Origin of the sequence: Desulfovibrio sp. JY (assembly GCA_021730285.1) — a bacterium.
GTDB lineage: Bacteria > Desulfobacterota > Desulfovibrionia > Desulfovibrionales > Desulfovibrionaceae > Solidesulfovibrio.
This window is the reverse complement of the sequence record CP082962.1, coordinates 1888640-1909773: the sequence shown is the minus strand read 5'-3', so window position 1 is coordinate 1909773 and position 21134 is coordinate 1888640. Positions and strand designations below refer to the sequence as shown.

21 protein-coding genes are annotated in these 21134 nt (G+C 64.6%); 9 read left to right on the top strand and 12 right to left on the bottom strand.

What is annotated here, in order from left to right:
- Positions 1-115: 115 nt before the first annotated feature.
- From K9F62_08525 to K9F62_08510, 4 genes are all read right to left on the bottom strand, one after another.
- Positions 116-700, bottom strand: a complete 585-nt coding sequence (locus K9F62_08525) for a hypothetical protein (GenBank protein ID UJX42701.1) — start codon at positions 698-700, stop codon at positions 116-118.
- A gap of 128 nt (positions 701-828) precedes the next feature.
- A complete protein-coding gene (locus K9F62_08520) occupies positions 829-1959 on the bottom strand; it encodes a LysM peptidoglycan-binding domain-containing protein (GenBank protein UJX42700.1) in 1131 nt (376 codons plus the stop codon).
- On the bottom strand, positions 1956-3305 hold the full coding sequence (locus K9F62_08515) for a SpoIIE family protein phosphatase (GenBank protein ID UJX42699.1): 1350 nt from the start codon (positions 3303-3305) through the stop codon (positions 1956-1958). Before K9F62_08515 ends, K9F62_08520 begins: the two co-directional genes overlap by 4 nt.
- 101 nt (positions 3306-3406) lie before the next feature.
- Positions 3407-4672 (bottom strand): hypothetical protein, encoded by a 1266-nt coding sequence (locus tag K9F62_08510; GenBank protein ID UJX42698.1) that lies wholly within the window; start codon positions 4670-4672, stop codon positions 3407-3409.
- A gap of 88 nt (positions 4673-4760) precedes the next feature.
- Between K9F62_08510 and K9F62_08505 the strand changes: the two genes are divergently transcribed.
- The gene (locus K9F62_08505; GenBank protein ID UJX42697.1) at positions 4761-5057 is read left to right on the top strand and encodes a cysteine-rich small domain-containing protein; all 297 of its coding nucleotides are present in this window, start codon (positions 4761-4763) and stop codon (positions 5055-5057) included.
- 458 nt (positions 5058-5515) lie between these two features.
- Here the strand turns inward: K9F62_08505 and K9F62_08500 are convergent, their stop codons facing one another.
- Positions 5516-6634, bottom strand: coding sequence for a YibE/F family protein (locus tag K9F62_08500; protein ID UJX43172.1), 1119 nt, complete (start codon positions 6632-6634; stop codon positions 5516-5518).
- A gap of 161 nt (positions 6635-6795) precedes the next feature.
- The gene (locus K9F62_08495; protein ID UJX42696.1) at positions 6796-8370 is read right to left on the bottom strand and encodes an alkaline phosphatase; all 1575 of its coding nucleotides are present in this window, start codon (positions 8368-8370) and stop codon (positions 6796-6798) included.
- A gap of 183 nt (positions 8371-8553) precedes the next feature.
- On the opposite strand from K9F62_08495, the gene K9F62_08490 reads away from it, so the two are divergent.
- A complete protein-coding gene (locus K9F62_08490; GenBank protein ID UJX42695.1) occupies positions 8554-9720 on the top strand; it encodes a PLP-dependent aspartate aminotransferase family protein in 1167 nt (388 codons plus the stop codon).
- Between the two features lie 114 nt (positions 9721-9834).
- On the opposite strand, the gene K9F62_08485 is transcribed toward K9F62_08490, so the two are convergent.
- A complete protein-coding gene (locus tag K9F62_08485) occupies positions 9835-10002 on the bottom strand; it encodes a hypothetical protein (GenBank protein UJX42694.1) in 168 nt (55 codons plus the stop codon).
- Between the two features lie 555 nt (positions 10003-10557).
- Between K9F62_08485 and K9F62_08480 the strand changes: the two genes are divergently transcribed.
- The 5 genes from K9F62_08480 to K9F62_08460 all read left to right on the top strand — a co-directional run bounded on the left by K9F62_08480 (position 10558) and on the right by K9F62_08460 (position 13776).
- Complete coding sequence (locus K9F62_08480) at positions 10558-11466, top strand: hypothetical protein (GenBank protein ID UJX42693.1); 909 nt, start codon at positions 10558-10560, stop codon at positions 11464-11466.
- Between the two features lie 120 nt (positions 11467-11586).
- On the top strand, positions 11587-12177 hold the full coding sequence (locus K9F62_08475) for a TlpA family protein disulfide reductase (GenBank protein UJX42692.1): 591 nt from the start codon (positions 11587-11589) through the stop codon (positions 12175-12177).
- Positions 12178-12207: 30 nt separating this feature from the next.
- Complete coding sequence (locus tag K9F62_08470; protein ID UJX42691.1) at positions 12208-12813, top strand: redoxin domain-containing protein; 606 nt, start codon at positions 12208-12210, stop codon at positions 12811-12813.
- 47 nt (positions 12814-12860) lie between these two features.
- The gene (locus tag K9F62_08465; GenBank protein ID UJX42690.1) at positions 12861-13178 is read left to right on the top strand and encodes a carboxymuconolactone decarboxylase family protein; all 318 of its coding nucleotides are present in this window, start codon (positions 12861-12863) and stop codon (positions 13176-13178) included.
- A gap of 22 nt (positions 13179-13200) precedes the next feature.
- A complete protein-coding gene (locus tag K9F62_08460; GenBank protein UJX42689.1) occupies positions 13201-13776 on the top strand; it encodes a rubrerythrin family protein in 576 nt (191 codons plus the stop codon).
- A 60-nt stretch (positions 13777-13836) separates the two neighbouring features.
- Here the strand turns inward: K9F62_08460 and K9F62_08455 are convergent, their stop codons facing one another.
- The 5 genes from K9F62_08455 to K9F62_08435 form a co-directional block, all read right to left on the bottom strand.
- Positions 13837-14244, bottom strand: coding sequence for a DUF1311 domain-containing protein (locus K9F62_08455; GenBank protein UJX42688.1), 408 nt, complete (start codon positions 14242-14244; stop codon positions 13837-13839).
- A 200-nt stretch (positions 14245-14444) separates the two neighbouring features.
- Positions 14445-15221 carry a lytic transglycosylase domain-containing protein gene (locus K9F62_08450; protein ID UJX42687.1) on the bottom strand — a complete coding sequence of 259 codons (777 nt, stop codon included), beginning with the start codon at positions 15219-15221 and terminating at the stop codon, positions 14445-14447.
- A 62-nt stretch (positions 15222-15283) separates the two neighbouring features.
- Positions 15284-16927, bottom strand: coding sequence for a trehalose-binding protein (locus K9F62_08445; GenBank protein ID UJX42686.1), 1644 nt, complete (start codon positions 16925-16927; stop codon positions 15284-15286).
- Between the two features lie 39 nt (positions 16928-16966).
- Positions 16967-17431 carry a MarR family transcriptional regulator gene (locus K9F62_08440; GenBank protein ID UJX42685.1) on the bottom strand — a complete coding sequence of 155 codons (465 nt, stop codon included), beginning with the start codon at positions 17429-17431 and terminating at the stop codon, positions 16967-16969.
- Between the two features lie 129 nt (positions 17432-17560).
- Positions 17561-19654 (bottom strand): molybdopterin-dependent oxidoreductase, encoded by a 2094-nt coding sequence (locus tag K9F62_08435; GenBank protein UJX42684.1) that lies wholly within the window; start codon positions 19652-19654, stop codon positions 17561-17563.
- Positions 19655-19914: 260 nt separating this feature from the next.
- Between K9F62_08435 and K9F62_08430 the strand changes: the two genes are divergently transcribed.
- The gene (locus tag K9F62_08430; GenBank protein ID UJX42683.1) at positions 19915-20484 is read left to right on the top strand and encodes a 4Fe-4S binding protein; all 570 of its coding nucleotides are present in this window, start codon (positions 19915-19917) and stop codon (positions 20482-20484) included.
- Positions 20481-20987 carry a 4Fe-4S dicluster domain-containing protein gene (locus K9F62_08425; GenBank protein UJX42682.1) on the top strand — a complete coding sequence of 169 codons (507 nt, stop codon included), beginning with the start codon at positions 20481-20483 and terminating at the stop codon, positions 20985-20987. Before K9F62_08430 ends, K9F62_08425 begins: the two co-directional genes overlap by 4 nt.
- Positions 20988-21134 lie beyond the last annotated feature (147 nt).

The following is a 21134-nucleotide window of genomic DNA, read 5'->3' as shown; positions in this document are numbered from 1 at the left end:
AACCTTCTAACGGGGAAAATGCTCTACAGTGCCCCGTTAAAGTCTTTGGAAAGGGGGGCCGGGGGGAAACTTTTCTACAGAAAAGTTTCCCCCCGGTCGCTTTTTCAAAATGATTCTATTTGGAATAGATGGTGGAGTAGTTGCCGAGCATGCTCATGTAGACGTTTGATGAGTCGTCGCTGCTGGTCAGCTGGTTCAGGTAGGCGGCGTAGCCGTTGGTGCGCAGCATCGAATTGGCTTGGCTCGCGGACATGGAGTTGAGCGTGGTGGTGTTGGAGGCCAGGGTGTCGAAGGCCTCGCGCAGCACGTCGGTATCGGCAAAAAGCTTCTCGACGGCTTCCTTGTCCGGGTGGTCGTTGGTGACGACCACCTTGCCGTCGGCGTCTCGGGACAGGGTGATGGTCTGGCTGGTATCCACGCCCAGGTCCGAAAACTTGGCGGCCAGGGTGTTGGTGAGCTGCTGCTGGAGCGCCTTATTTTGCGACTTGAGCTTGAGGATGGGGCTCATGTACTCGGAATTGTTTCCGGAAAGCGCCTTGGCCACGGCCGACCAGGTGGCGGTGTCGGTATCCGACGCGCCGCTGTCGCAGGTCGTGGTGGTGGAGGAGGCGGAACCGGACGCGACCGACGCGCCGCTGCCCGTGCTCGAATTGATCTGTAACAGCTTGGTGAGGCTGTCGTAACTGGTGCTGATATCCATGGCGTCCTCCTTGGCCGCCCTGGATTATGCAAAAGGGGTGCCTGGAAAATATTGCCGTCCGCCACCAAACAAAAAGCCGGGAAGGAATCCCCTCCCGGCTTGCATAGCGTCGCGTCGGCGGCGTCGGACTACTTTTTCTCCGTCACCCGGCTTTGTTCGCCCACGATCTTGTAGGTATCGCCGGACGGATGCAGCAGGAAGGTGAAGACCGCCTTGCCCTGCACGCCCTTGTCGCCCTTTTTGACCGCGAAGCCCGAAGGCACGGTCACACGCAGGTCGCCATTCTTGAGCTTCTGCACGGATGCCTTGCCCGGCTCATAGCGCCGCTCGGGCCAGCGGGCGAAGTATCCCGCCTTGTCCTGGCGCACGACATCCTTTCCGCTCTTGCCCTTTTTATAATAGTCCACTTTGTCGGCGTAATAGTCGAGCAGGCCGTTGATGTCGCCCGAAGCGCTCTTGGTGAAGTAGCCGGTCACGATGTCGGCCACAGCCGGCGGCACGGCCTGGGCCGCGGCCTGCCCGCCGCTGCCGGAAGGAATGGTCAGGGTGGCCCCGGCTTCCAGATGGTCGGCGTTCTTCATGTCGTTGGCCTCCATAAGCGCCTTGACCGACACGTCGAACTTCTTGGCGATACGCGTGAGCGTGTCGCCGCGCCCCACGGTATAGGTCATGCCGGGGGTCGACTCCACCTCCACGGTCACGTTCCCGGCGGCCGGAGCGGCGGGTTGTTTCGCCGGAGCCGGGGCGGGCGCGGCCGGTGCGGCGGCTTCGGACTTTTGCGGCCCGGCCGGCTTGGCCGGTTCCGGAGAGGCAGGCGCAGGCGTGGCCGGGGCGGCCGGAGCGGGCGTCGTTTCGGCCTTTTGCGGCTCGGCCGGCTTGGCCGGTTCCGGAGAAACAGCCGCAGGCTTGGCCGCTTCGGCCGGTTTGGCAGGCTCGGCCGGCTTTTGCTCTCCGGCGGGCTTGGCTGGCTGCTCAGCCGGTTTGGCCGGCGCGGGGGCGGCGTCGAGCTTCTTGCCGGCAGCCCGGGCCTCGCGCAGCCGCTGGTATTCCTTTTCATCCAGTGTGCCGTTGCGGTCGGCGTCGGCAGCCAAAAATTCCTCGACGGTCATGTCCGGGAACGCCACAATGAGTTCCTCGAAAATGATCTTGCCGTCCTTGTTGTAATCGACCTTGGAAAACGCCTGCGGGTCTTCCTTGCTGCACCCGCTGGCGATGAGTCCCAGAAGGATCGCCACAGTAAGCGCGCGACCGTATTTCATGACACCTCCTTTTTGCCGGCGCCAGGCGCCGTCTTGACCACGACAAGGGTCACGTCGTCATGACGCGGCATCCCTGCGAGAAATGCGTCCAGGTCCGCAAGCACCGCGTCGACCACCGTCCGGGCATCCCCGGACGCGCCGCGCGCGATCGCCTGACGCAGTCTCGCCTTGCCATACATCTCGCCCGAAGCGGCCCTGGCTTCCCAGATGCCGTCGGTGCCAAGAACCAGCACGGCCCCCTCGGGCAGGGGCCGCAGCACATTTTCCTCATATGTCCAGCCGGCGTCGATGCCGAGCGGAATCCCGCGACCGCCGACCTCGGCAAACGTGTCCCCGACCGGATCGTAGAGCAAGGCCGGATCGTGCCCGGCCCGCACCGAGCGCATAACGCCCGCCGCCGGATCGATCTCCAGCAGGAAAAACGTCATGAAGCGACCGGAATCGCCCATGTCGCAGGTCAAAAGCCGGTTGACGTCACCGACGATGGCGGCCGGGCCGCCCGGAGCGAGCAGCCGGGCGCGCAAAAAGGCCCGCACCGAGGTCATCAAAAGCGCCGCCTGGATGCCGTGCCCGGTCACGTCGCCAACGGCCACGAAAAAGCGCTCCGGCCCGCCGGCCGCCGCCGGCCGCCGCATGAAATCATAGTAATCGCCGCTGGTGGCGTCGCAGGACAGGCTCGCGCCGGCCAGGTCGAAGCCCGGCACCAACGGCACCCCCTGAGGCAGCAGGCTTTGCTGCACGCCCGCGGCCACCTCCATGTCGAACTCCATGCGCTGCTTGGCCAGCGCCTCGCCATGCAGCCGGGCATTGACGATGGCCACCGCCGCCTGGGCCGCCAACAGCGAAAAGGTCTCCACCTCGTCACGGGTGAACGCCCCGCCTCCGGCCCTGTTGATGCACTGGGCCACGCCGATGACCCGCCCCCGGTACAAAAGGGGCACACAGGCCATGGACCGCGTCCGGTAGCCCGTCAGGCGATCGACATCGGGATTGAAACGGGGATCGTCATAGGCGTCGACAAGAAGCACCGGCTCGGCCCGCGCCGCCACCCAGCCGGCCACGCCCTCGCCCGGGCCCAGGCGAAAGCCCCCGCGCAGGTCCTGGCAGGCCGGCCCCTGGGCCACGGTGAAGATGAGATCGCCCTGGCCGGGCCCGGGCGTTTCGTCCACCAGCAGCAGGCTGGCCGCCTCGGCCGAAAGCGCCTGGCGCGAGGTGGTCATGATGCGTTCCAACACCTCGGAAAGATCCAGCGATTCCGTGACCAGGCGCGACAAAGCGAAACACCGCGTCAACGCGGCCAGACGGTCGGAGAGCCGGCCGGCATTCTCGCACGCCGTTTCGGTCATGCTGTATTCCTCGGCTGCATGGCTTCCCTTCTACATGAAAAGCAAGGCCGGGGCAAAGTGGGGAAAACGGAAATTCAGCCGCGCGCGACAGAATTCCCGCCTTAGTCAAGGAGGGCGATGGCCGTGGTCCTTTCGTCGCGGAACCGGGACTGGACCGCCTCGCGCACCCGCTTGTTGTGGCGGAAAAATTTCTGGCCCCGAATCCGGTAGACCTCTTCGATTACAGCTTTGTCAAAATCCTGACGACCGGCCGTTCCCTCGGCCTTGTCGATGGCCTGGGAAAAAATCCGCTCCGCCCCGCCCGGCCCATGCTGCACCGCCGTGCTCCACAGCACCTCGCGCAAGGCATAGGACCGCTTGGTCACATCCACGCCCGTGGTCAGCACAATGCTCTTGGCGGCCGGAGCGTAGCTGCTCGAACGGATGAATTCGTGCTGCAAGGCCTCGAATCGTTTGGGATCGGACGCCGCGATCTGCTTCCAGACGGTCGGCATGCGTCCGGTCCTCCCCCCGGTATCGGCCGAGCCGGCGGCCTTGAGGCGCGTCGCCAGATCCGGCGCCTTGTCTTCCAGAAATTTAATGAAATACCCCATGGTGCCGGTCTTGGAGGCAATCTGATACTGGCCGTAGGACGTGCCGCCACGCCGGTCGTAGCCGATGCAGTCGATCTCGTTGTTGGACTCGTACTGGGCGCTCAAGCGTCCGGCCTTGAATTGGAGCGTCGAGGGCAGTACCTTGCGCGTGGCCTTGGCCACATCCTTGGCCGCCTCCACCCGGGACGTTTCGGCCAAAATATTCTCCGCCCCGGCCGCGGCCAAAAGCAACTGCTCCTCGCGCTGCGTGAACCCGCCGCCCTCGGATTGCGCCACCGTCCGGCCCAAATGGCCAAGATCGTCGGGATGACGGGAGTTGGGATTGACCGCCATGCGCACCGAAGATTTGTCAACGACCCGACGCACGCTGGAACCGCCCTTGGGCGCGGCCGGCGGCGCGGCGGACTTGGCCTCGGTAGCCGCCTGCTGCATGGCCAGCCGTGACAACGTGGCCAGGGCGCTGCCCTGGAACTTGTCCAGACCGCCCTCTCCTCCCGTCAATCCCTTGGCGCCGCTATCATAGCCCAACATGGCCAACGCCGCGTCCTCATCGGAGGAACCCTTGCCGGTAAGCATCTCCAGGCCGGTAATCATGTTTTCCCGGGAAATCGCAGGCTTGTCCGATTTACCAACCGCACCGTTGATCCCGTAGCCGCTTTGCAGCATGGTCTCGAACACGCGGGGATCCTTGCCGATCTTGGCCGTCCCCGGTACCCGGGATACCGCCTTCTTGAAGATGTCCCCTGCGGCGGAATTTGTGGTTTCTATGGCCATGCGGATATCCCGTTTTTCTCAATTCAGTGAAACGTGAACCAGTAGGCTGCAAACCCCGTGCCTCCCCCGCAGCCCCACCGGAGCCCCCATGCAACACAGCTACCGTTTCTTCCAGAATACCGCCTGCAAGTACTTTCCCTGCCACCCGGGAGCCGACCCCGAAAGCTTCAACTGCCTGCTGTGCTTCTGCCCGCTCTACTTCCTGGAAAACTGCGGCGGCGACTGCCAGACACTCCAGGGCATCAAGGACTGCACCCCCTGCCTGCGGCCCCACCGCCCCGAAGGCTACGACGAGATTCTGGACAGGCTGCGCCAGGAAGCCGCCGCCCGGCGTCAGGCCTGGCAAGCGGAGCAGCGGGAGGAGAAGACGGAGGTGGACGAGTGAATGAACTGGGGCGCTGCCCCAGACCCCGCCGGGGGACTTGATGTCCCCCGGACCCCCTTTTACCGGGTTGGGATGGCGGGTGGGGGAGCGGTTGGTGATGCCTTTGTCGCCGCAATCGGCCCGGCGACACGAGGCGCTTCGCGCCTCGACGCCGGACACGATTGCGGCGACAACCACGCCAGCGGCGAAGCGCCGCATTTTAAGAAACTCTTTTTCCCGAATGTCGCCCCAAAGGGGCGACTGGCGTGGTGGCGGCGGAATTTGTTTGGGACGAGCCTGCCGCGAAGCGGCGGCACCGTCCCGACAAATTCCGCCGCCATCTTCTCCACACTCCGCCTTACCGCCAGCCATCCCCTCCCCCGCCCAGCCAAAGCACACCGGACGGGGGGTCCGGGGGGCCCATGGCCTCCCGGCGGGGCCCGGGGCAGCGCCCCGGTTCCTCCCCAGCCTCCTGCGCCCTACCGCCGCCGCAGCAGCAGCGCGCCGGCGATGGCGGTCAGCGGCGCGGCGGTGACGAGGCCGAAGCTGCCGACGAGGGTGTTGGCGATTTCGGCGGCGACGTGGGGCATGGTGGCGACGTTTATGAGCGGCACGCCCTGGGCCATGAAGACCATGAGCAGGGCAAGGCTGCCGCCGCAGTAGGCCAGAAGCAGGGTGGTGGCCATGGTGCCGACCACGACGCGGCCGACGCGAAATCCCGAGAGGCACAGGCGACCGGGGCCGATGCCCGGGTTATGGGCCACGACCTCGGCCTGGCTGGCGGCCACGTCCATGGCCACATCCATGATGGCGCCGCTGGCCCCGAGGCAGATGGTGGCCAGAAACATGCGGCCGAGGTTCAGGTGGGCGTAGCCGGTGTAGAGGAGTGTTTCGGCGTAGGGTTTGACCGCGCCGGGCAGGGCGAAGCCGGGGGCGGTGGCCAGGGCGAGCAGGCAGGTGACGGCGATGCCGGCCAGCGCGCCGAGGTAGGCGGCAAGCGATCGCCGGCCGACGCCGCCGACGAGAAAGATGATGGCGGCCATGAGCACGGCCAGGACGCAGAGGGTGACGATAAGCGGGTCGTAGCCCTGAAGGAAAAGCGGTACCAGCACCTTCCACAAGAGCAACGCCGCGAAGAGGAAGGAGAGCACGGCCTTGATGCCTGTCCAGCCGGCGTACAGGGCCAGAAACAGGGCAAAGATGCCGAGCAGCAGCCCTTGCAGCCCGAGCCGCCAGTGGTCCTTGGCCACGGCCGAGACGATCTTGCCGTCACGCAGCGACAGCACGAGCAGGGCCGATTCTCCCGGGGCGAAAATCTTGTCGAGTTCGAGCTTGCCGAGCAGGATGTTGTCGGCGGTGATGTGTTGCCCGGCAAAGGGGCCGGACAGCGGCACGGCGGTGACGCGCTGTTCGCCTTCGCGCACGATGCCGTACTGATGCACGTGGGCGTTGTCCACGTCGAGGATGCGGGCCTTGACCTGCACGGCGTCGGTGGGGAGCCTGTTTTCGAAGCCTGTCGGCCAATAGAGCAGGACCACGGTCAGGGCGGCGAAAAGCGCGACCAGCAGCGCATCGCGCCGGTCGATCCGGGCGAGCATGCGGCGGAGGAGATTGGCCGGGGCGGCCGGCGAGGCCGTTTCCTTTGGCGATTCCGGCCGGGGAGACTGATGTTCCATGATGAGCGATTCCTTGAAAAAGGAACCGTGAGGCGACCCGAAGGCCACCCCACGGTTGCGATGGGCGGGTATGGGGCGACGGGCTAGTTGCTGGCCACGGCCTTCTGGCCCATGGCGGCCATGATCTTTTTGGCCACGTCGGTGTTGTCGTAGTAGCCGGAGAAGGCCTGGGAACCGGGGCCCATGGCCGAGGTCACGACGGGCACGCCGGTGTGGGAGTAGCTGGTCCAGCCGATGCCGGCCTTGTTGTCCAGGATGTGGGTGAGCGTCACGGCCAGGGGCTCGTAACCGCCGTAGGCCCGGTAATCCATCTCGTCCTCGGACTTTTCCTTTTCGCCCTTCATGCTGCGGACAAAGGCGGCCTTGACGGCGTCGAGCTCGTAATCGCGCAGGTACATGCCATGCGGGTCGGCCGGAGAGGTGTGGCTCGAGGAGTATTTGACGGGATTTTTCTTCATGGTGTCCAGCTCTTCGGCGGTGGGCACGATGAGCCCGAAGCTCTCCTTGATCATGGGCACCACGTCCTCGAACTTGGCATCCGCGACGTTGTGGGCCTTCTTGTACGCGGCGAGCTTCTGGGAGAAGTCTTCGAAGGAGACCTTCTGGTCCTTGAGGTACTGGTAGTAGTTGCCGTAGCGGGTGCCGGCGAAACCGAGGGTCAGGCCGCCGCACTCATGGTCGCCGGTGACGATGATGAGGGTCTCGTTCGGATGCTTCTGGGCGAACGTGACGGCCTCGGCCACGGCGGCGTCGAAGGCCAGGGTGTCCTCGATGGAGGCGAGCGCGTCGTTGGCGTGGCAGGCCCAGTCGATCTTGCCGCCCTCGACCATCATGAAAAAGCCCTTGGGGTTGTCGAGCTGGCTGATGCCCTTGGCGGTGAATTCGGCCAGGGACAGGCCCTTCTTGTCGCCGTCCAGGGCGTAGGGCAACGCCTTGTCGCGGTCGAGTTCGGGATTGAGCGCCACGAGCTTGATGCCGGGCTTGGCGTCCATGATGTCCTTGCGGTCATTGGCCACGGTGTAGCCGGCCTTTTTCATGACTTCCATGGCATCGGGCTTGTCGCCTTCCTTTTTGGACTTCTTGCCGGTGGGGTCCTTGAAGCCGCCGCCGCCGAAGTAGTCGAAGCCGCTTTTGGCCACGTCCAGGGCGATCTCGTAGTAATTGTTGCGGCTGGGCTGGTGGGAGTAGAAGCAGGCCGGGGTGGCGTGGTCCAGGGAGACGCTGGAGACGACGCCGACCCTCATGCCCTTGTCCCGGGCCATTTCGGCCATGGTGGCCACGGGCTTTTTGTCCTTGTCGACGCTGATGGCCCCATTGGTGGTCTTGAAACCGGTGGCCAGGGCCGTGCCGGCCGCGCCGGAGTCGGTGATGATGGAATTGAGCGAATAGGTGCTGGTCAGGCCCTGGACCGGCATCTTGTCCATGGCCAGCTTGACGACGCCGGGCTTGCCGTCGCCGTCCTTGGCGGCCAGGTAGTACTCGGCGGCGCTGCGCTGGGGCATGGCCATGCCGTCGCCGATGAAATAGAAGACATACTTCGGCGCGACGCCGGAATCGGCCCGCACCGCGACAGCGGACAGGAAAAGCAGGGCCAGGAAGATCCAGGCCACGCGATTGATGGAAGCCGCAGCGAACGGCGGCAGGACATAGCGGCGCATCTCGGTTACCCTCCGTTAAGTAATGACCAGTGGGGCATACCCTGAATTTTGTGACGGCAGCGTGCCGGCCCGGTTGCGATTGCGGCAGAGAACGGTTTTGCATGCGCTGAGCAACGATCCGGAATAGTTGACCAAAAGGAACGTTACAATATAGACTATCGGAAAAAGAAAAGGAGCGGCATCATGGAGTACGCGCGACTGGGTGAGCATACGCGTTGCGTGCGGGCCGGCGAACGTCTGGACAGAACCGTCGGGGGAGTGACCACGCCCATCCATACGGCCGCCGCCTACATGGCCGCGCCGGATGTGGAAGGGGCCTACCGGTACCCGCGCTACAACAACATCCCGACCCAGCTCGCGCCGGCCGAGAAGCTGGCCGCCCTGGAAGGGGCCGAAACGGCCATCGTCCTGGCCTCGGGCATGGCCGCCATTTCCGCGTCCCTGCTGGCCGTGCTGGCCACCGGCGACCATCTCGTGCTCCAGGCCGACCTGTACGGCGGCACCCACCGCTTTCTTCTGGCCGAGTTGACGCGCCTTGGCATCGGCTACACCTGCGTCCCGGACGCCGACGCGGCCAGCCTGGAGGCGGCCGTGACGGAAAAGACCCGGGCCGTCTACATCGAAACGCCGAGCAATCCGCTGTTGCGCATCGTGGACCTCGAAGCCGTCGCCGCCATGGCCCGGCGACGGGGGCTCGTCTCCATCATCGACAACACCTTTGCCTCGCCCATCAACCAGCGACCGCTGGATTTCGGCTTCGACATCGTCCTGCACAGCGGCACGAAATACCTAAACGGCCACAGCGACCTCAACTGCGGGGCCGTGGCCACCTCGCGCGCCCTCATGGCGGCCGTGCGCGAGCGGGCCGTCAATTTCGGCCAGACCCTCAACACCTACGACTGCTATCTGCTGGAACGCGGCATGAAGACGCTGGCCCTGCGCATGGCCAAGCACAACGAAAACGCCCTGGCCGTGGCCCGGTTTCTGGCCGGGAGAAAGGGCGTCGCCGTGGTGCATTACCCGGGGCTGCCCACGCATCCCGGGCACGAGGTGGCCAGGCGGCAGATGCGTGGCTTCGGCGGCATGCTGTCCTTCGAACTCGACTGTTCTCCCCAGGCCGCCCGGACCTTCATGGACCGGCTCGAACTGGCCCTGGAAGCGGTGAGCCTCGGCGGGGTGGAGACGTTGGCCTGCTTTCCGGCCGTGACCTCCCACGCCAAGATGTCGCGGGAGGCCAGGCTCGCCATGGGCGTTTCGGACACACTGGTGCGGTTTTCGGCGGGCTGCGAGGACGCGGCGGACATCATCGCCGACCTGGGCCAGGCCCTGGACGCGGCCGGCATCGCCTGATCCCGGCTGTCGGACCGTGGGTGGAGAAAGGCGCGACAAGTCGGCCAGAGCCACCAGGAGGCGACTTTTTTCGAAGAACGCAGGAGTCTGTGTACGGCGTGAAGACGCGCGCAACTAGTCCAAGAGGTGGCGTCGCAACAGTTCGCGTTCCTTGTAGCGATCGAAATCGAAAAAGGCGGAGGAACGGTTGCGCTTGATCCTGAAATGGATGAAGGAGCACAAAAGCGCCACATCCACCACCAGGGTGACCGCGATGATCCACTTCACCGTTGGCGTAAGCATCGTCTCCTCCCCCTTCCGGAAATGAACGGCCTCCCGGGGCGGCTCCCTGTCGCCCCGTCCCTTCTCCAGCAAACCCTCTTCCAGAAAAAATCCCCGGCAACATCTTTCATGTTGCATGCACAAAGCGTCCAACAGTCGACATGGACCATGCAAATACGTCATTGTGTGTTATTTAACAAACTAACGCACTGCAAATATGACATATCTCTCTTTTAATACAAAACACTAGACTATTTGTTTTAAAATATTCCAACAATTTCAATATCAACACTTTCAATGCGCAATAATGTATCGTAAAAGAAGGAACCCCTCCCAGGTCTGCAACAGTCCCGGCGGCGGGAACGCCATGTGTACTTCTTATGCGCTGCGGACGGCTCCATAACAAGAGCCTTTTCCTGGGTTTTTGGACACAGAAAGCACCAGAAAACCGAAGCTTCCGGGTCTTGCTCGAAATCATGCATACATCCGACTGAAAATATAAGGAAATCGCCCTGGACAGGACATCGTGATTCTGTCAGACAAATGAAAAATATCAGACCATCGGGTGCCGCTGTCATGGGCAATGCCATCACGACAGGCCGACCGGCCAAAGCGCGCAATCGTGCCGCCGGGGAACACTTGCGCCTCGCCTTGCGGATACTGGGCAAGACCTGGCGTAAAAATACCAAGGACCCCGACCACGTCCTCAACTGGAAGGCGTGGACCACGCTTGGCCTGCCTCGAAGCGCCACCACCATCGACGCCGACATCCGGCTGGGTGTTCCGCTGGAGCGCCTGGCTGCCTATGCCCAATGCCTCGGGCTGCCCCAACGGCATTTCGGGTCACCGCAAACCGACATCCGCGCCCTGCTGGCGCTGTCCGGGCAGACCCGGGCCGCCTGGGACCATGCCCCGACGCCGGATTTCGGAGCCGTGTTCCAGGACGAGTACCGCGCCTACAATGCGCCGCATTACATCGACAGGCTTTTCGCGCTGATCGGCGGCGTCTACCGCGTCCACTACGGCCTGTCCCATTCCGGGCACATCCACAACTGCGCCTTCTGGCTCCACACCCAGGAGGAGCACCGCATCCTGGGCCGGGGATTTTTCGTCATCTTCGGCCTGGAGAACCGCTTCACCAGCATCACCTACCGCTGGCACAACAACCTCCACACCCACTACCTCTGCGACAACCACAAGGAATTCGGGCACATCATCCTGCCCGACCCCCTGCGCCACAACCTGATCGCCCGGCGCGCCCCCTTCTGGCTTTCGGGCAACGGCGTGACCGACAGCGGTCTGGCCGACAATGCGCCAACGACTGTCGCCCTGCGCATGGAAAAACGTCCCGCTGCGGACCAGGCCGCCTGCGAGGCCTTGTGGGAACGGGAATGCGCCGCCGTGCGCAAGCGCCCCTCCACAAGCCGGGACGAAGCCGATTTCGCCGCCCTTCAAGACATACTGACGCCCCAGACCGCCGATTGATGACGCCCCGAGCCGCGCGGCGACCAGTTTTTTCCGACACGGGCTTTGACTGACGGCCGTCCGTGGTTAATAATCGGAATTGACTGTGAAAGACCGCCCCGACACCCGCCTGGAGGATGCATGAAACGTCTGTTCGCCCTGCCGGCCGCCTTCCTGATCCTGGCGCTGGCCGCCGCCCCGGCCCTGGCCGTGGAAGCTTCCGAGGCTCCGGGTGCCCACCCCCTGGCCCCGGGAACGCCCTTTCCCGACGTGTCGCTTATCGGCGACGTCAGCCCGCAAACGGCCGCCTACCTCGGCATCAAGGCGGGGAAAAACGCAACACCCGTCAACGCCGTGGCGGCCGAAGTGCTGGTGGTCGAAATTTTCAGCATGTACTGCCCGTTTTGCCAACGCGAAGCGCCCAACGTCAACGAACTCTACAGCCTCATCGACAAGCGGGGCCTTGGCAACCGCATCAAGATCGTCGGCATCGGGGCCGGCAACTCCGATGTGGAAGTGGACATCTTCCGCCAGAAATACGCCGTGCCCTTCCCGCTTTTTTCCGACGCGGCCTTCGACGTGCACAACCAGGTCGGGCAGGTGGGAACGCCCTTTTTCTACATCCTGAAAAAGAAGCCCCACGGCGGGTACGTCGTGCTCCAGGCAAGCCTCGGCGCATTCGGCGCCCCGGCCGACTACCTCGCGGCGATCACCCGGGCGGCCGGCCTGTAAGCCAGAGCAAACCCAAAGGAAAACCCATCCATGCGCATCGCATCACTGCCGCTTGTCCTGGCTCTCCTGCTCGCCGCGTTCCCCGCCATGGCCGCAACCGGCGCCGCGGGCGTGCCGGCCGACCACATCTACCCGGTGGGGCATCTCGCCCCCACGGACAGCCGACTCGCCGTGGCCGTGGGCCAGCCCATGCCCGACTTCGACCTGCCGGGCATCGACGGCTCGCGGGTGCGGCTTGCCGATTACAAGGGCAAAAAGAACCTGGTCATCTCCTTCGTGCCCGCCGCCTGGACGCCGGTATGCTCGGGCCAGTGGCCGGGCTACAACATCGCCAAGGAGGCCTTCGAGGCCAATGACACGGCCCTTGTGGGCATAAGCGTCGACAACATCCCCACCCTTTTCGCCTGGACCCGCGAGATGGGCGGCTTGTGGTTCCCCGTGGCCTCGGACTTCTGGCCCCATGGCGGCCTGGCGAAAAAGCTCGGCATCCTGCGCTCCGACGGCGTGGCCGAACGGGCTCTTTTTCTGGTGGACAAAAACGGCATCATCCGCTTCATTGATGTCCACGATATCAATACCCGTCCCGACCTCGGCGTGCTGCTTAGCGCCATGAAGCGCGTGCAGGCGGGCAACTGACCGCACAACAGGCCACGCCCGAAGCCGTGCCGGAAAGGAGCAAGGTCATGGCGGAAGCCTCGCTGCCCAGGCATTACCAGATGCTTGCGCGCAACTATCCCGCATTCATGTCGGCCCTTGACGGCCTGTCCAAGGCGGCGCGCCAGTGCGGCCCCCTGGACGAAAAAACGATCCAGCTCGTGCAGATGGCCGCCGCGGCGGCCCTGGGCACGGAAACCTCCGTATCCAGCCACGCCCGCCGCGCCCTCCGGGCCGGCGCGACCAACGAGGAGATCTGCCAGGCCCTGCTGGTCCTGGCCACGACCATCGGCTTTCCCGCCACCGCCACCGCGATCAAGTGGGCGGAAAAATACCTGGACGAATGACAAACCACAGTGTGGAGGTTCCATGAAATCGCTTAGGGGTTCCAAGACCGAAAAAAACATCCTGACCGCCTTTTCCGGCGAGTCCCAGGCCAGAAATCGCTACACCTACTTTGCCTCGAAGGCGAAAAAGGAAGGCTACGAGCAGATCGCCGCCATCTTCACCGAAACCGCCGACCAGGAGAAGGAACACGCCAAGCGCCTGTTCAAGTACCTGGAGGGCGGCGAGGTCGAGATCACGGGCACCTTCCCGGCCGGGGTCATCGGCGACACCATGGCCAACCTGCGCGAGGCCGAGGGCGGCGAATCCTACGAGGAAAACGAGATGTACCCCTCCTTCGCCGCCATCGCCCGCGAGGAAGGCTATCCCGAAGTGGCCGTCACCTTCGACAATATCGCCAAGGCCGAAGGCTTCCACAAGCGCCGCTACGGCGCGCTCGCCGACAACATCGAGGCCGGCAAGGTGTTCAAACGCGAGGGAAAGGTCGTGTGGCGCTGCCGCAACTGCGGCTTTTCCATCGAGTCCGACCACGCTCCGGACAAGTGCCCGGCCTGCGAACACCCGCAAGCCTACTTCGAGATCGCTCCCGAGAACTGGTAAAAAAAACGCCGGGGGGCCAAGGCCCCCCGGCGATCCTGTCTCGTTCCCGTGCGCCCGGACTTATCTGACCGGGTAGCTTCCCACGCAGCCGTCCCCTTCGGGCACGCCGTCGCGCCAGGGCGCAAGTTCGGCCGTGCGCCTGCGGGTCAGTTCGGCCAGCGCATTGCAATAACAAAGATTATACATCGAACCATAGGCCATGGCCTTATCCTCGGCCGGGTAGCGGGCGGCGAGTTCGGCATCCCGAAACGCTATCCAGGCCCGCTGGGCGATCTTCAATTTCCTGATGAAGACCGGATCATCCTTGTTCTTTTGCAGGATGGCGGCATAGGCGGCATTGAGCGCGGCATCGGCTTTTTTGGCCGCGTCGCAGGCGGTGGCGTTCATCTCCATCTGGGTCTGGGCGCGCACGCCGGCGGCGGAGAATGCCAACCCGGCAAACAGGAACGCAACAACGAAAAAACGCATGGGACCTCCCAAGGACGCCTCCAGGGACCGATGCCGATCCCGGCGACGGATGCAAGACATTCCCCCGTCACAAAGGCCACGCGGGACCAAGCCACGACGAACGGCCAGCCAGGCCGCCCTTCTGCCGGCAAACACTGTTCCTTACGTGTGCGTATCGCACTCAACACACCGTCTTCGCAGAGAAAATATAGCAGTCGACACTACCGTTTCTTCTTCGCCTTGCCCCGGACGGCCGTATGGACGGACTTTTTCGGGGCCAGCCCGGGATGGCTTTCCTGAAGCATGGCGTAGCGGGTCATAATCCGGGCCACGTAGTTCTGCGTCTCCGGAATGTTGGGGATGCCGCCCGAGCGGGCCACGGTCTCCGGCCCGGCATTGTAGGCGGCCAGCGCCAGTGGCAGGGTGCCGAAGCGGGCAATGAGCGCGCGCAGAAACTTCGCGCCCGTGGCCACGTTGCGCTCCGGATCGAAAGGATCGGCCACGCCGAAGGTGGTCTGGGTCTCGGGCATGAGCTGCATGAGCCCGGCCGCGCCCTTTGGCGAGACGGCATGGGCCGTAAACCGCGATTCCTGCTCGATGACGGCGTAAAGCAGTTCCGGAGCCAGGCCGTAGGCCCGGCTTTTGGCCCGCACAAGGTCGATAAGCGGCCCGGATTCGATGACCGGCGGGTAGCCGGAAGGCCCGAGCGGCGCGGAGCCCATGCGCACATAGGCCCGGGTGGCGTCGCGTATCCAGGCCTCGTTGCGGGTTTGCGCCACGGCGCCCAGGGCATGGATGCGTTTTTTTATGGCCGGAAAGCCCATTTTGGGATCGGTCGGCCCCTGGTAGAGCAACACGGCATGGTCGTCCTGCTTTTCCTCGCTCAAATGCACGATGCCGTACTCGTCCTCGTAGCCGTACAGCGTATAGGCGTAGGATCGAAGCGGCAGGAAAAGCAGGGCCCCCCAGAAGAGGGAGGCCGGCAGGAATCGTAACATCGCGCCTCCGGCGGATTCGCCATCCTCCCATAGGACGGCGAATCCACACGGTCAAGGGGCGGCTATTTGCCGAAGGGACATTTGGGGTAGGTGCAGGCCCGGCAGGACAGGCACATGGCCCCTTCGGCCATGGCGGCCAGATCGCGGCGGGTTGGCCGCAGCCCGGCCAGCACCCGGGGCAAAAGCAGATCGAAGCTGGTGGTGCGGTGAAAAAGCGCGCAGGCCGGCACGCCGATGACGTCGGCGTCGCCGATGCGCCCGACCAGCGCCATGGCCCCGGGCAAAACCGGCATGCCGTGCACGGCGTCGGCCAGTCCGGCGTCGTCGAGGCCGAGACGCGTGACGTCGTCCGGGTCCACGGACAGCCCGGCCGTGGTGATGATGAGGTCGGCCCCGGCGGCGAGCAGCTTTTTCACGCCGGCGGCCACGGCGGCGCGGTCGTCCGGGACCTTCTCGGCGGCCACGACCGTGCCTTTAAGCGCCTCGACCTTGGCCCGCACCACGGGCTCGAACTTGTCCTCGATAAGCCCGGAAAAGACTTCCGTGCCCGTGACCAAAACGCCCGCCCTGGCCTTGCGGATCGGCCGCACCACGAAAAGCGGCCCGGCCTCGAGCACATGCATGGCGGCGGCAAAGACCCGGCGCGGCAGGTAGAGCGGAATGGCCCGGCAGCCGGCCACGGCCTTGCCCGCCTCCACCACCAGGTTGGCCTGTCGGCTGGCGCACATGACGCCTTCGACGAGGTTGAAGGCGACCAGACGCTCCTTATCAATCGTGAGCAGGCCGTCTGTCGCGGCCAGCAGCTCCACCTTGCCCTCGCGCGGCGGTCCGGAGGTCACGATGCCCGGACCGGCCATGGCCTCGGCAAAGGCCAGACCGGCCTCGTTTTCATGGACGAAGGCACCGTCCGGCTCGGAAAGGTCCTCCACGTAGACCTGGTTCTTGCCCATGGTCTGCAGCCGGCAGACGTCGCCGGCGCTGATGGCGGCCCCGGCGGAAAATTCAACGCCCTTGGAACTGCCGGGCACGATGCGGGTCATGTCATGCAGCACCCGGCGGCCGGCCGCTTCCCCGACCGGCACGGCCCGAAGCCGCGGCGACTCGTGTTCCCGGACATAGGGCGCCTCGCCGGCGCAGCCCCGGCAGATGGCCCCGTCGGCGGTGGGGTAGCCCTCGCCGCACACCGGGCACACGCCGATGGCCCCCATGTGGGGCTTGGCCACGAAGTCCGGACGCGCCCGCACCCTGGCCACCCGGCAAAGCGCGCGGGCCCCGGCCTTGATCTCGGCGAAGAGCCGCTCCCGGTTCTGTTCCTTTTTCGGCTTGGTCTTGAGGTACCAGGCGTGGATTTCCGGCCAGGCCTTCAGATGTTCGGGATCGAGCCAGACGCGGTAGCCTTCGCCCGTGGTCTTGTCGTAAAGGGACAAGGCGTAACGGCCGAGGTTGAGCACCCGCATCCAGCCGTTGCCGTAGCTTGGCGGGGTGAGGATCTGGACCGCGTCGGGCAGGCATTTCTTCGTCTCGACCACGGCGTCGAACAGGATGCCCTCGGGCAGAAAGGCCCTGGCCGCATCCACCATGAAACCGCCGATAATGAGTCCCGGCGCCGGGTTGCCGTGAAACGCGGCAGCGACTTCCAGAAATTGCTCAAAAGTATACGGACCGATCGAGCTGTCCTCGACCGCTTTTTCATGCAGCTGTGTCATGGCGACCTCGTGCCGCGAAGCGGCAATGGAAGGGGAGACTCAGGAAACGTTGTGGTAGACGCGGTTGAGCAGATCCTTGAGCGTGGCGACTTCCTGGGCGGAGAGCCCCTGGCAGGCGCGCTCGTGGCAGGTGGAGCCCAGTTCGAGCAGCCGGTCCTTGATGGCCCGGCCGGCCTCGGTCAAAAGGATTCTGTGGCTGCGTCGATCCTTGGGGTCGGGCTGGCGCACGACGTATCCCCTGTCTTCCAGGATTTGCAGCAAGCGGGTGACGTTGGGTTTGTCCTTGTCGGCGCGACGGGCCAGTTCCACCGGGGTCTGGCCATCGGATTCCCACAGCAGATTCAGGATGCCCCATTGGTCCACCGTAAGTTCCTCCCCGGCCTCCTGCAGGATGGTGTTGCCGAGCAGGCGCAGCTTAAGAGCCGTTCGCACCAGGAGAAACCCGATGGATTGGCGCAGGGGGAAGGGACACAGTTCGTCCCGGGTTGGCGGTTTGGCGTCCATATATGTTTAATTTGTACCAACACAACGATATCCGGTCAACGGGTTTTTTGAATTTTCGTGACTGCCCTCGTCCCGGCACGGCGGAGGGCAAGAGCCACAACCCCTCGCCGTGCCAAACCTTTTACAATTTCAAACGGGTGTCACAGAGACGAAGTGCTCCTGCATGGACACGCCGCCGCCGCCCTTGTCCCAGTTGGCGATGCCCAGGGGCATAAGCTCGTTGTCGGCCACGCCCCGGCCCCTGGCCCGGCTCTCCACGGGCAGGGTATGGCCGAAGCCATGCACCATGAAGACGGTTTCGGGATGGATGCCCTCCGTCACCTTGGCCTTAAGCCGCCCGGCGTACGAACCGTTTCGCACCTCGACCACGGCCCCGTCGGCGATGCCGCGCTTTTGCGCCTCGTCGCTGTTTATCCACAGCACGTTCTCCGGCATCTGGGCGAAAAGCAGCGGGTTGTTGACGGTATGGCCCTGGGTGTGCAGCCCCACCCGGCCGAAGCTGACCCGGTAACGCCCTTCCGGCGGGCTGGCCGGCGAGACGTAGGGGGCCAGGGACGTGAGCCCGTCGGCCTCGAGCTTGGGATTAATAAACTCGATCTTGCCCGAACCCGTCTTGAAGGTCTTCTCGTCCACCGGGCGGTAGAGCGGCCCGCCGAGCTTGACCATGCCCGTGGCCTCGAAATCGTCGATGGCGTAGCCGGTGTCGGCCAGCTGGAAGGCCCAGATGTCCTCGATGGAGGCGAAATCCAGCTCCTTTATGCCCATGACCCGGGCCAGATCGCGGTAGATCTCCCAGTCGGCCCGGGTGTCGAACCGGGGCTCGAGGGCCCGGCGGCGCACGAACAACGACGGCGACACGCCGCTTTTGGTCGCGATCATGGACTCGCGCTCCAGGTACGGCGACATGGGCAGGACCACGTCGGAAAACCAGGCCGTGTCCGACCAGGAAAAGGTCACGGCGACGAGCAGCTCCAGGTTCTTCCAGCGCCGCTTGACGTCGGCCGAATCCGGAAAGGCCATGAGCGGATCGTGGCGATGGGCGATGTAGGCCTTGATCGGATAGGGCTCGCCCGTCTCGATGGCCTCGTAGGCCAGGTTGACCAGTCCCGGGCCGGTGTCGAAATGGGTGCGGCCCTCCATCCAGCCCACGCCGTCCACGCGCTTGTCCTCGGGCTTTTGGAAAAGCCCCACCAGGGTCTTGAGGCCCTTCTTGCCCACGTGGGCCGGCTTGTTGGTGAGCGGCAGCCCGCCCTTGGCCCCGATGGCCCCGAGCAGGACGTTGATGATGTAGGCCGAGCGGCAGACGTTGAAGGAGTCGCCGTAGCGGGCGGTCATCCAGCCGGGGTGCCAGATGACGGCCGGGGCGGCGGCGGCGAGCTGGGCGGCCAGGGCCTCGATGCGCCTGGCCGGGATGCCCGTTTCGGCGGCCGCGAATTCGGGGCCGTAGGGCTCGACAAAGGCCCTCAGCGCCTCCAGGTCGTGCTCCTTGATCCAGGCCGAAGCGAACTCCCGGTCGTAAAGCCCCTTGGCCAAAAGCACATGGATGACGGCCAGATTGAAGACATAGTCCGTGCCCGGCCGGACCATGAAGAAGTTGTCGGCCTTGGCCGCCGTGACCGTGCTGCGCACGTCGATGCAGGTGATCTTGGCCCCGGCCTCCTTGGCGTCGAGCAGGTCGTTGACCTCCTTGACGTTTATGGCCTCGAAGATGTTGCGGGTCTGGAGCACCACATGCTTGCTGCTCTTGTAGTCGTAGGCCACGTCCTTGCGGCCGAAGCCGAAAAGGGACAGGGCCGCGTGCTGCACGTTCCTGGCGCAGGCCGCGTCGTGGTTGCAGTAGTTGGGGGAGCCGAGCGCCTTCAAAAAAGCCCGGTGCATGTCGCGAAACGGTCCGCCGCGATCGGACAGCAGGATGGAGCGGCCGCCGTGGGCGTCCTTGATGCCGGAAAGCTTCCCGGCCACGTAGGCCAACGCCTCGTCCCAGGACACCTTGCGCCATTTGCCCTCGCCGCGTTCGCCGGCCCGGATCATGGGAAACTGGGGACGTTCGTCGTCGGCGATAAGCGCCGCCCCGGCCGCCCCGCGAGCGCAAAGCGCCCCCTTGATGCCGGCGGCATGGGGATTGCCTTGCAGCTGCACCACGGTGTTGTCCGCAACCGTTGCCATCATCGGGCAGCGCACCGTGCACATGCCGCAGACGCTGTAGACTTGTTTTTGTTCCATGATTCGCTCCAATCCAGGCGGCGTTGCGTTTGCCGGAAATGTTTGATTCTTTCACGCATTACCTGAAATTCGTGACCCGTGGCAAGAAAAAAGCGTTGTGAAATGGGGAACGTGTACTATACTGAATCACGCCTGTCGCAGGCAATGTTTGTGAAGGTGGGAACTTGTGTCCCAATCGTTGACATGAGGCGGAAAAAACCGTTTATACTGGGAAAAATACTATTTTCGACGTGAGCGATGAACGCCACGGGAGGTTGGGCGTGACCCTGACCGAACTCCTGGCCGAAGCGGCCACGGGACTCAAGAGTCTGTTTGTGGGGCTTCGCATCACCGGCAAGGCCCTGGCCAAGCCGAACATCACCGTGCTGTACCCCATGGGCGAGGTGACGAACCTCGACAGCTACCGGGGGCACGTGGAGCTTGTGGGCAAGGACGACGATCCGGGAAGCCCGCGCTGCGTGGCCTGCGGGGCCTGCGTGCGGGCCTGTCCGTCGAACTGCCTGTCGGTCGCCTGCCCCGTGGGCGGCGCCGGCCCCAAGGGACGCGAGGCCGAGGAGATGGTCGGGGAGCTCATCCCCCGCGTCGAGATGATGGCCCCGGCCCCGCAAAAGGGCTGCAAGTTCCCGGGCATTTTCACCTACGACTATTCCCTGTGCAGCCTGTGCGGCCAGTGCGTGAGGACCTGCCCCGTCGCGTCGCTGCGCTTTTCCCGCCACGCCTATTTCATCGGCACGCGGCGCGAGGACTTCCGCCTCGACCTGCTGACCCGCCTGCGAAGGCAATCCCTCGAAACGTTGCCCGAGCCCGCCGCCGTCAAGGAGCCCGCATGAGCAAGTACATGATCCAACTCGACAAGAAGCGCTGCATCGCCTGCCACGCCTGCGAAGTGCACTGCCAGGTCAAAAACGGCGTGCCGGCTTCGGCCAAGCCGGGCAAGCTGGTGTCCGTCGGCCCGGACATGGCCAAGGGCAAGCCGCGCCTTTTGAACCTCTATATGTCCTGCTACCATTGCGAGAAGCCATGGTGTGTGCCGGCCTGCCCCACCGGGGCCATGACCCGGCGCGAGGAGGACGGCGTGGTCTACGTGCGGGAGGACTTGTGCGTGGGCTGCAAGGCCTGCATCCAGGCCTGCCCCTGGCGCATTCCCCAGTGGAACGAGGCCACGGGCAAGGTGGTCAAGTGCGACTACTGCCGCGACCGCATCGACGCGGGGCTGGATCCGGCCTGCGTCACCGGCTGCACCGCCCACGCCCTGCGCTTCGTGCGACCGGAAAAGCCCGCGCCGGACGAACGCGAGGCCTACGGCAAACGCATCCTGCTGCGGCAGTCGTAGGGAAAAGCATGCCTGCGGGGGGAGCGCTTTTCACAAGCGTTTTCCCCGCACGCCCTTTGCAAGAACGGCGTTCGCCGTATCCCGGGTGTGCGGGCGTTCGCCCGTCACTGCTTTCATGGAATGGAAAGGTATCGACTGTCTGTCCGG

Bases quoted from the DNA above. Each gene is read 5' to 3' on its own strand.
- K9F62_08490 (UJX42695.1), top strand. From the start codon at position 8,554: ATGGAGTACGCGCGACTGGGTGAGCATACGCGTTGCGTGCGGGCCGGC.
- K9F62_08495 (UJX42696.1), bottom strand. From the start codon at position 8,370: ATGCGCCGCTATGTCCTGCCGCCGTTCGCTGCGGCTTCCATCAATCGC.
- K9F62_08465 (UJX42690.1), top strand. From the start codon at position 12,861: ATGGCGGAAGCCTCGCTGCCCAGGCATTACCAGATGCTTGCGCGCAAC.
- K9F62_08525 (UJX42701.1), bottom strand. From the start codon at position 700: ATGGATATCAGCACCAGTTACGACAGCCTCACCAAGCTGTTACAGATC.
- K9F62_08485 (UJX42694.1), bottom strand. From the start codon at position 10,002: ATGCTTACGCCAACGGTGAAGTGGATCATCGCGGTCACCCTGGTGGTG.
- K9F62_08435 (UJX42684.1), bottom strand. From the start codon at position 19,654: ATGGAACAAAAACAAGTCTACAGCGTCTGCGGCATGTGCACGGTGCGC.
- K9F62_08480 (UJX42693.1), top strand. From the start codon at position 10,558: ATGGGCAATGCCATCACGACAGGCCGACCGGCCAAAGCGCGCAATCGT.
- K9F62_08515 (UJX42699.1), bottom strand. From the start codon at position 3,305: ATGACCGAAACGGCGTGCGAGAATGCCGGCCGGCTCTCCGACCGTCTG.
- K9F62_08510 (UJX42698.1), bottom strand. From the start codon at position 4,672: ATGGCCATAGAAACCACAAATTCCGCCGCAGGGGACATCTTCAAGAAG.
- K9F62_08425 (UJX42682.1), top strand. From the start codon at position 20,481: ATGAGCAAGTACATGATCCAACTCGACAAGAAGCGCTGCATCGCCTGC.
- K9F62_08440 (UJX42685.1), bottom strand. From the start codon at position 17,431: ATGGACGCCAAACCGCCAACCCGGGACGAACTGTGTCCCTTCCCCCTG.
- K9F62_08455 (UJX42688.1), bottom strand. From the start codon at position 14,244: ATGCGTTTTTTCGTTGTTGCGTTCCTGTTTGCCGGGTTGGCATTCTCC.
- K9F62_08445 (UJX42686.1), bottom strand. From the start codon at position 16,927: ATGACACAGCTGCATGAAAAAGCGGTCGAGGACAGCTCGATCGGTCCG.
- K9F62_08500 (UJX43172.1), bottom strand. From the start codon at position 6,634: ATGCTCGCCCGGATCGACCGGCGCGATGCGCTGCTGGTCGCGCTTTTC.
- K9F62_08505 (UJX42697.1), top strand. From the start codon at position 4,761: ATGCAACACAGCTACCGTTTCTTCCAGAATACCGCCTGCAAGTACTTT.
- K9F62_08450 (UJX42687.1), bottom strand. From the start codon at position 15,221: ATGTTACGATTCCTGCCGGCCTCCCTCTTCTGGGGGGCCCTGCTTTTC.
- K9F62_08460 (UJX42689.1), top strand. From the start codon at position 13,201: ATGAAATCGCTTAGGGGTTCCAAGACCGAAAAAAACATCCTGACCGCC.
- K9F62_08475 (UJX42692.1), top strand. From the start codon at position 11,587: ATGAAACGTCTGTTCGCCCTGCCGGCCGCCTTCCTGATCCTGGCGCTG.
- K9F62_08520 (UJX42700.1), bottom strand. From the start codon at position 1,959: ATGAAATACGGTCGCGCGCTTACTGTGGCGATCCTTCTGGGACTCATC.
- K9F62_08470 (UJX42691.1), top strand. From the start codon at position 12,208: ATGCGCATCGCATCACTGCCGCTTGTCCTGGCTCTCCTGCTCGCCGCG.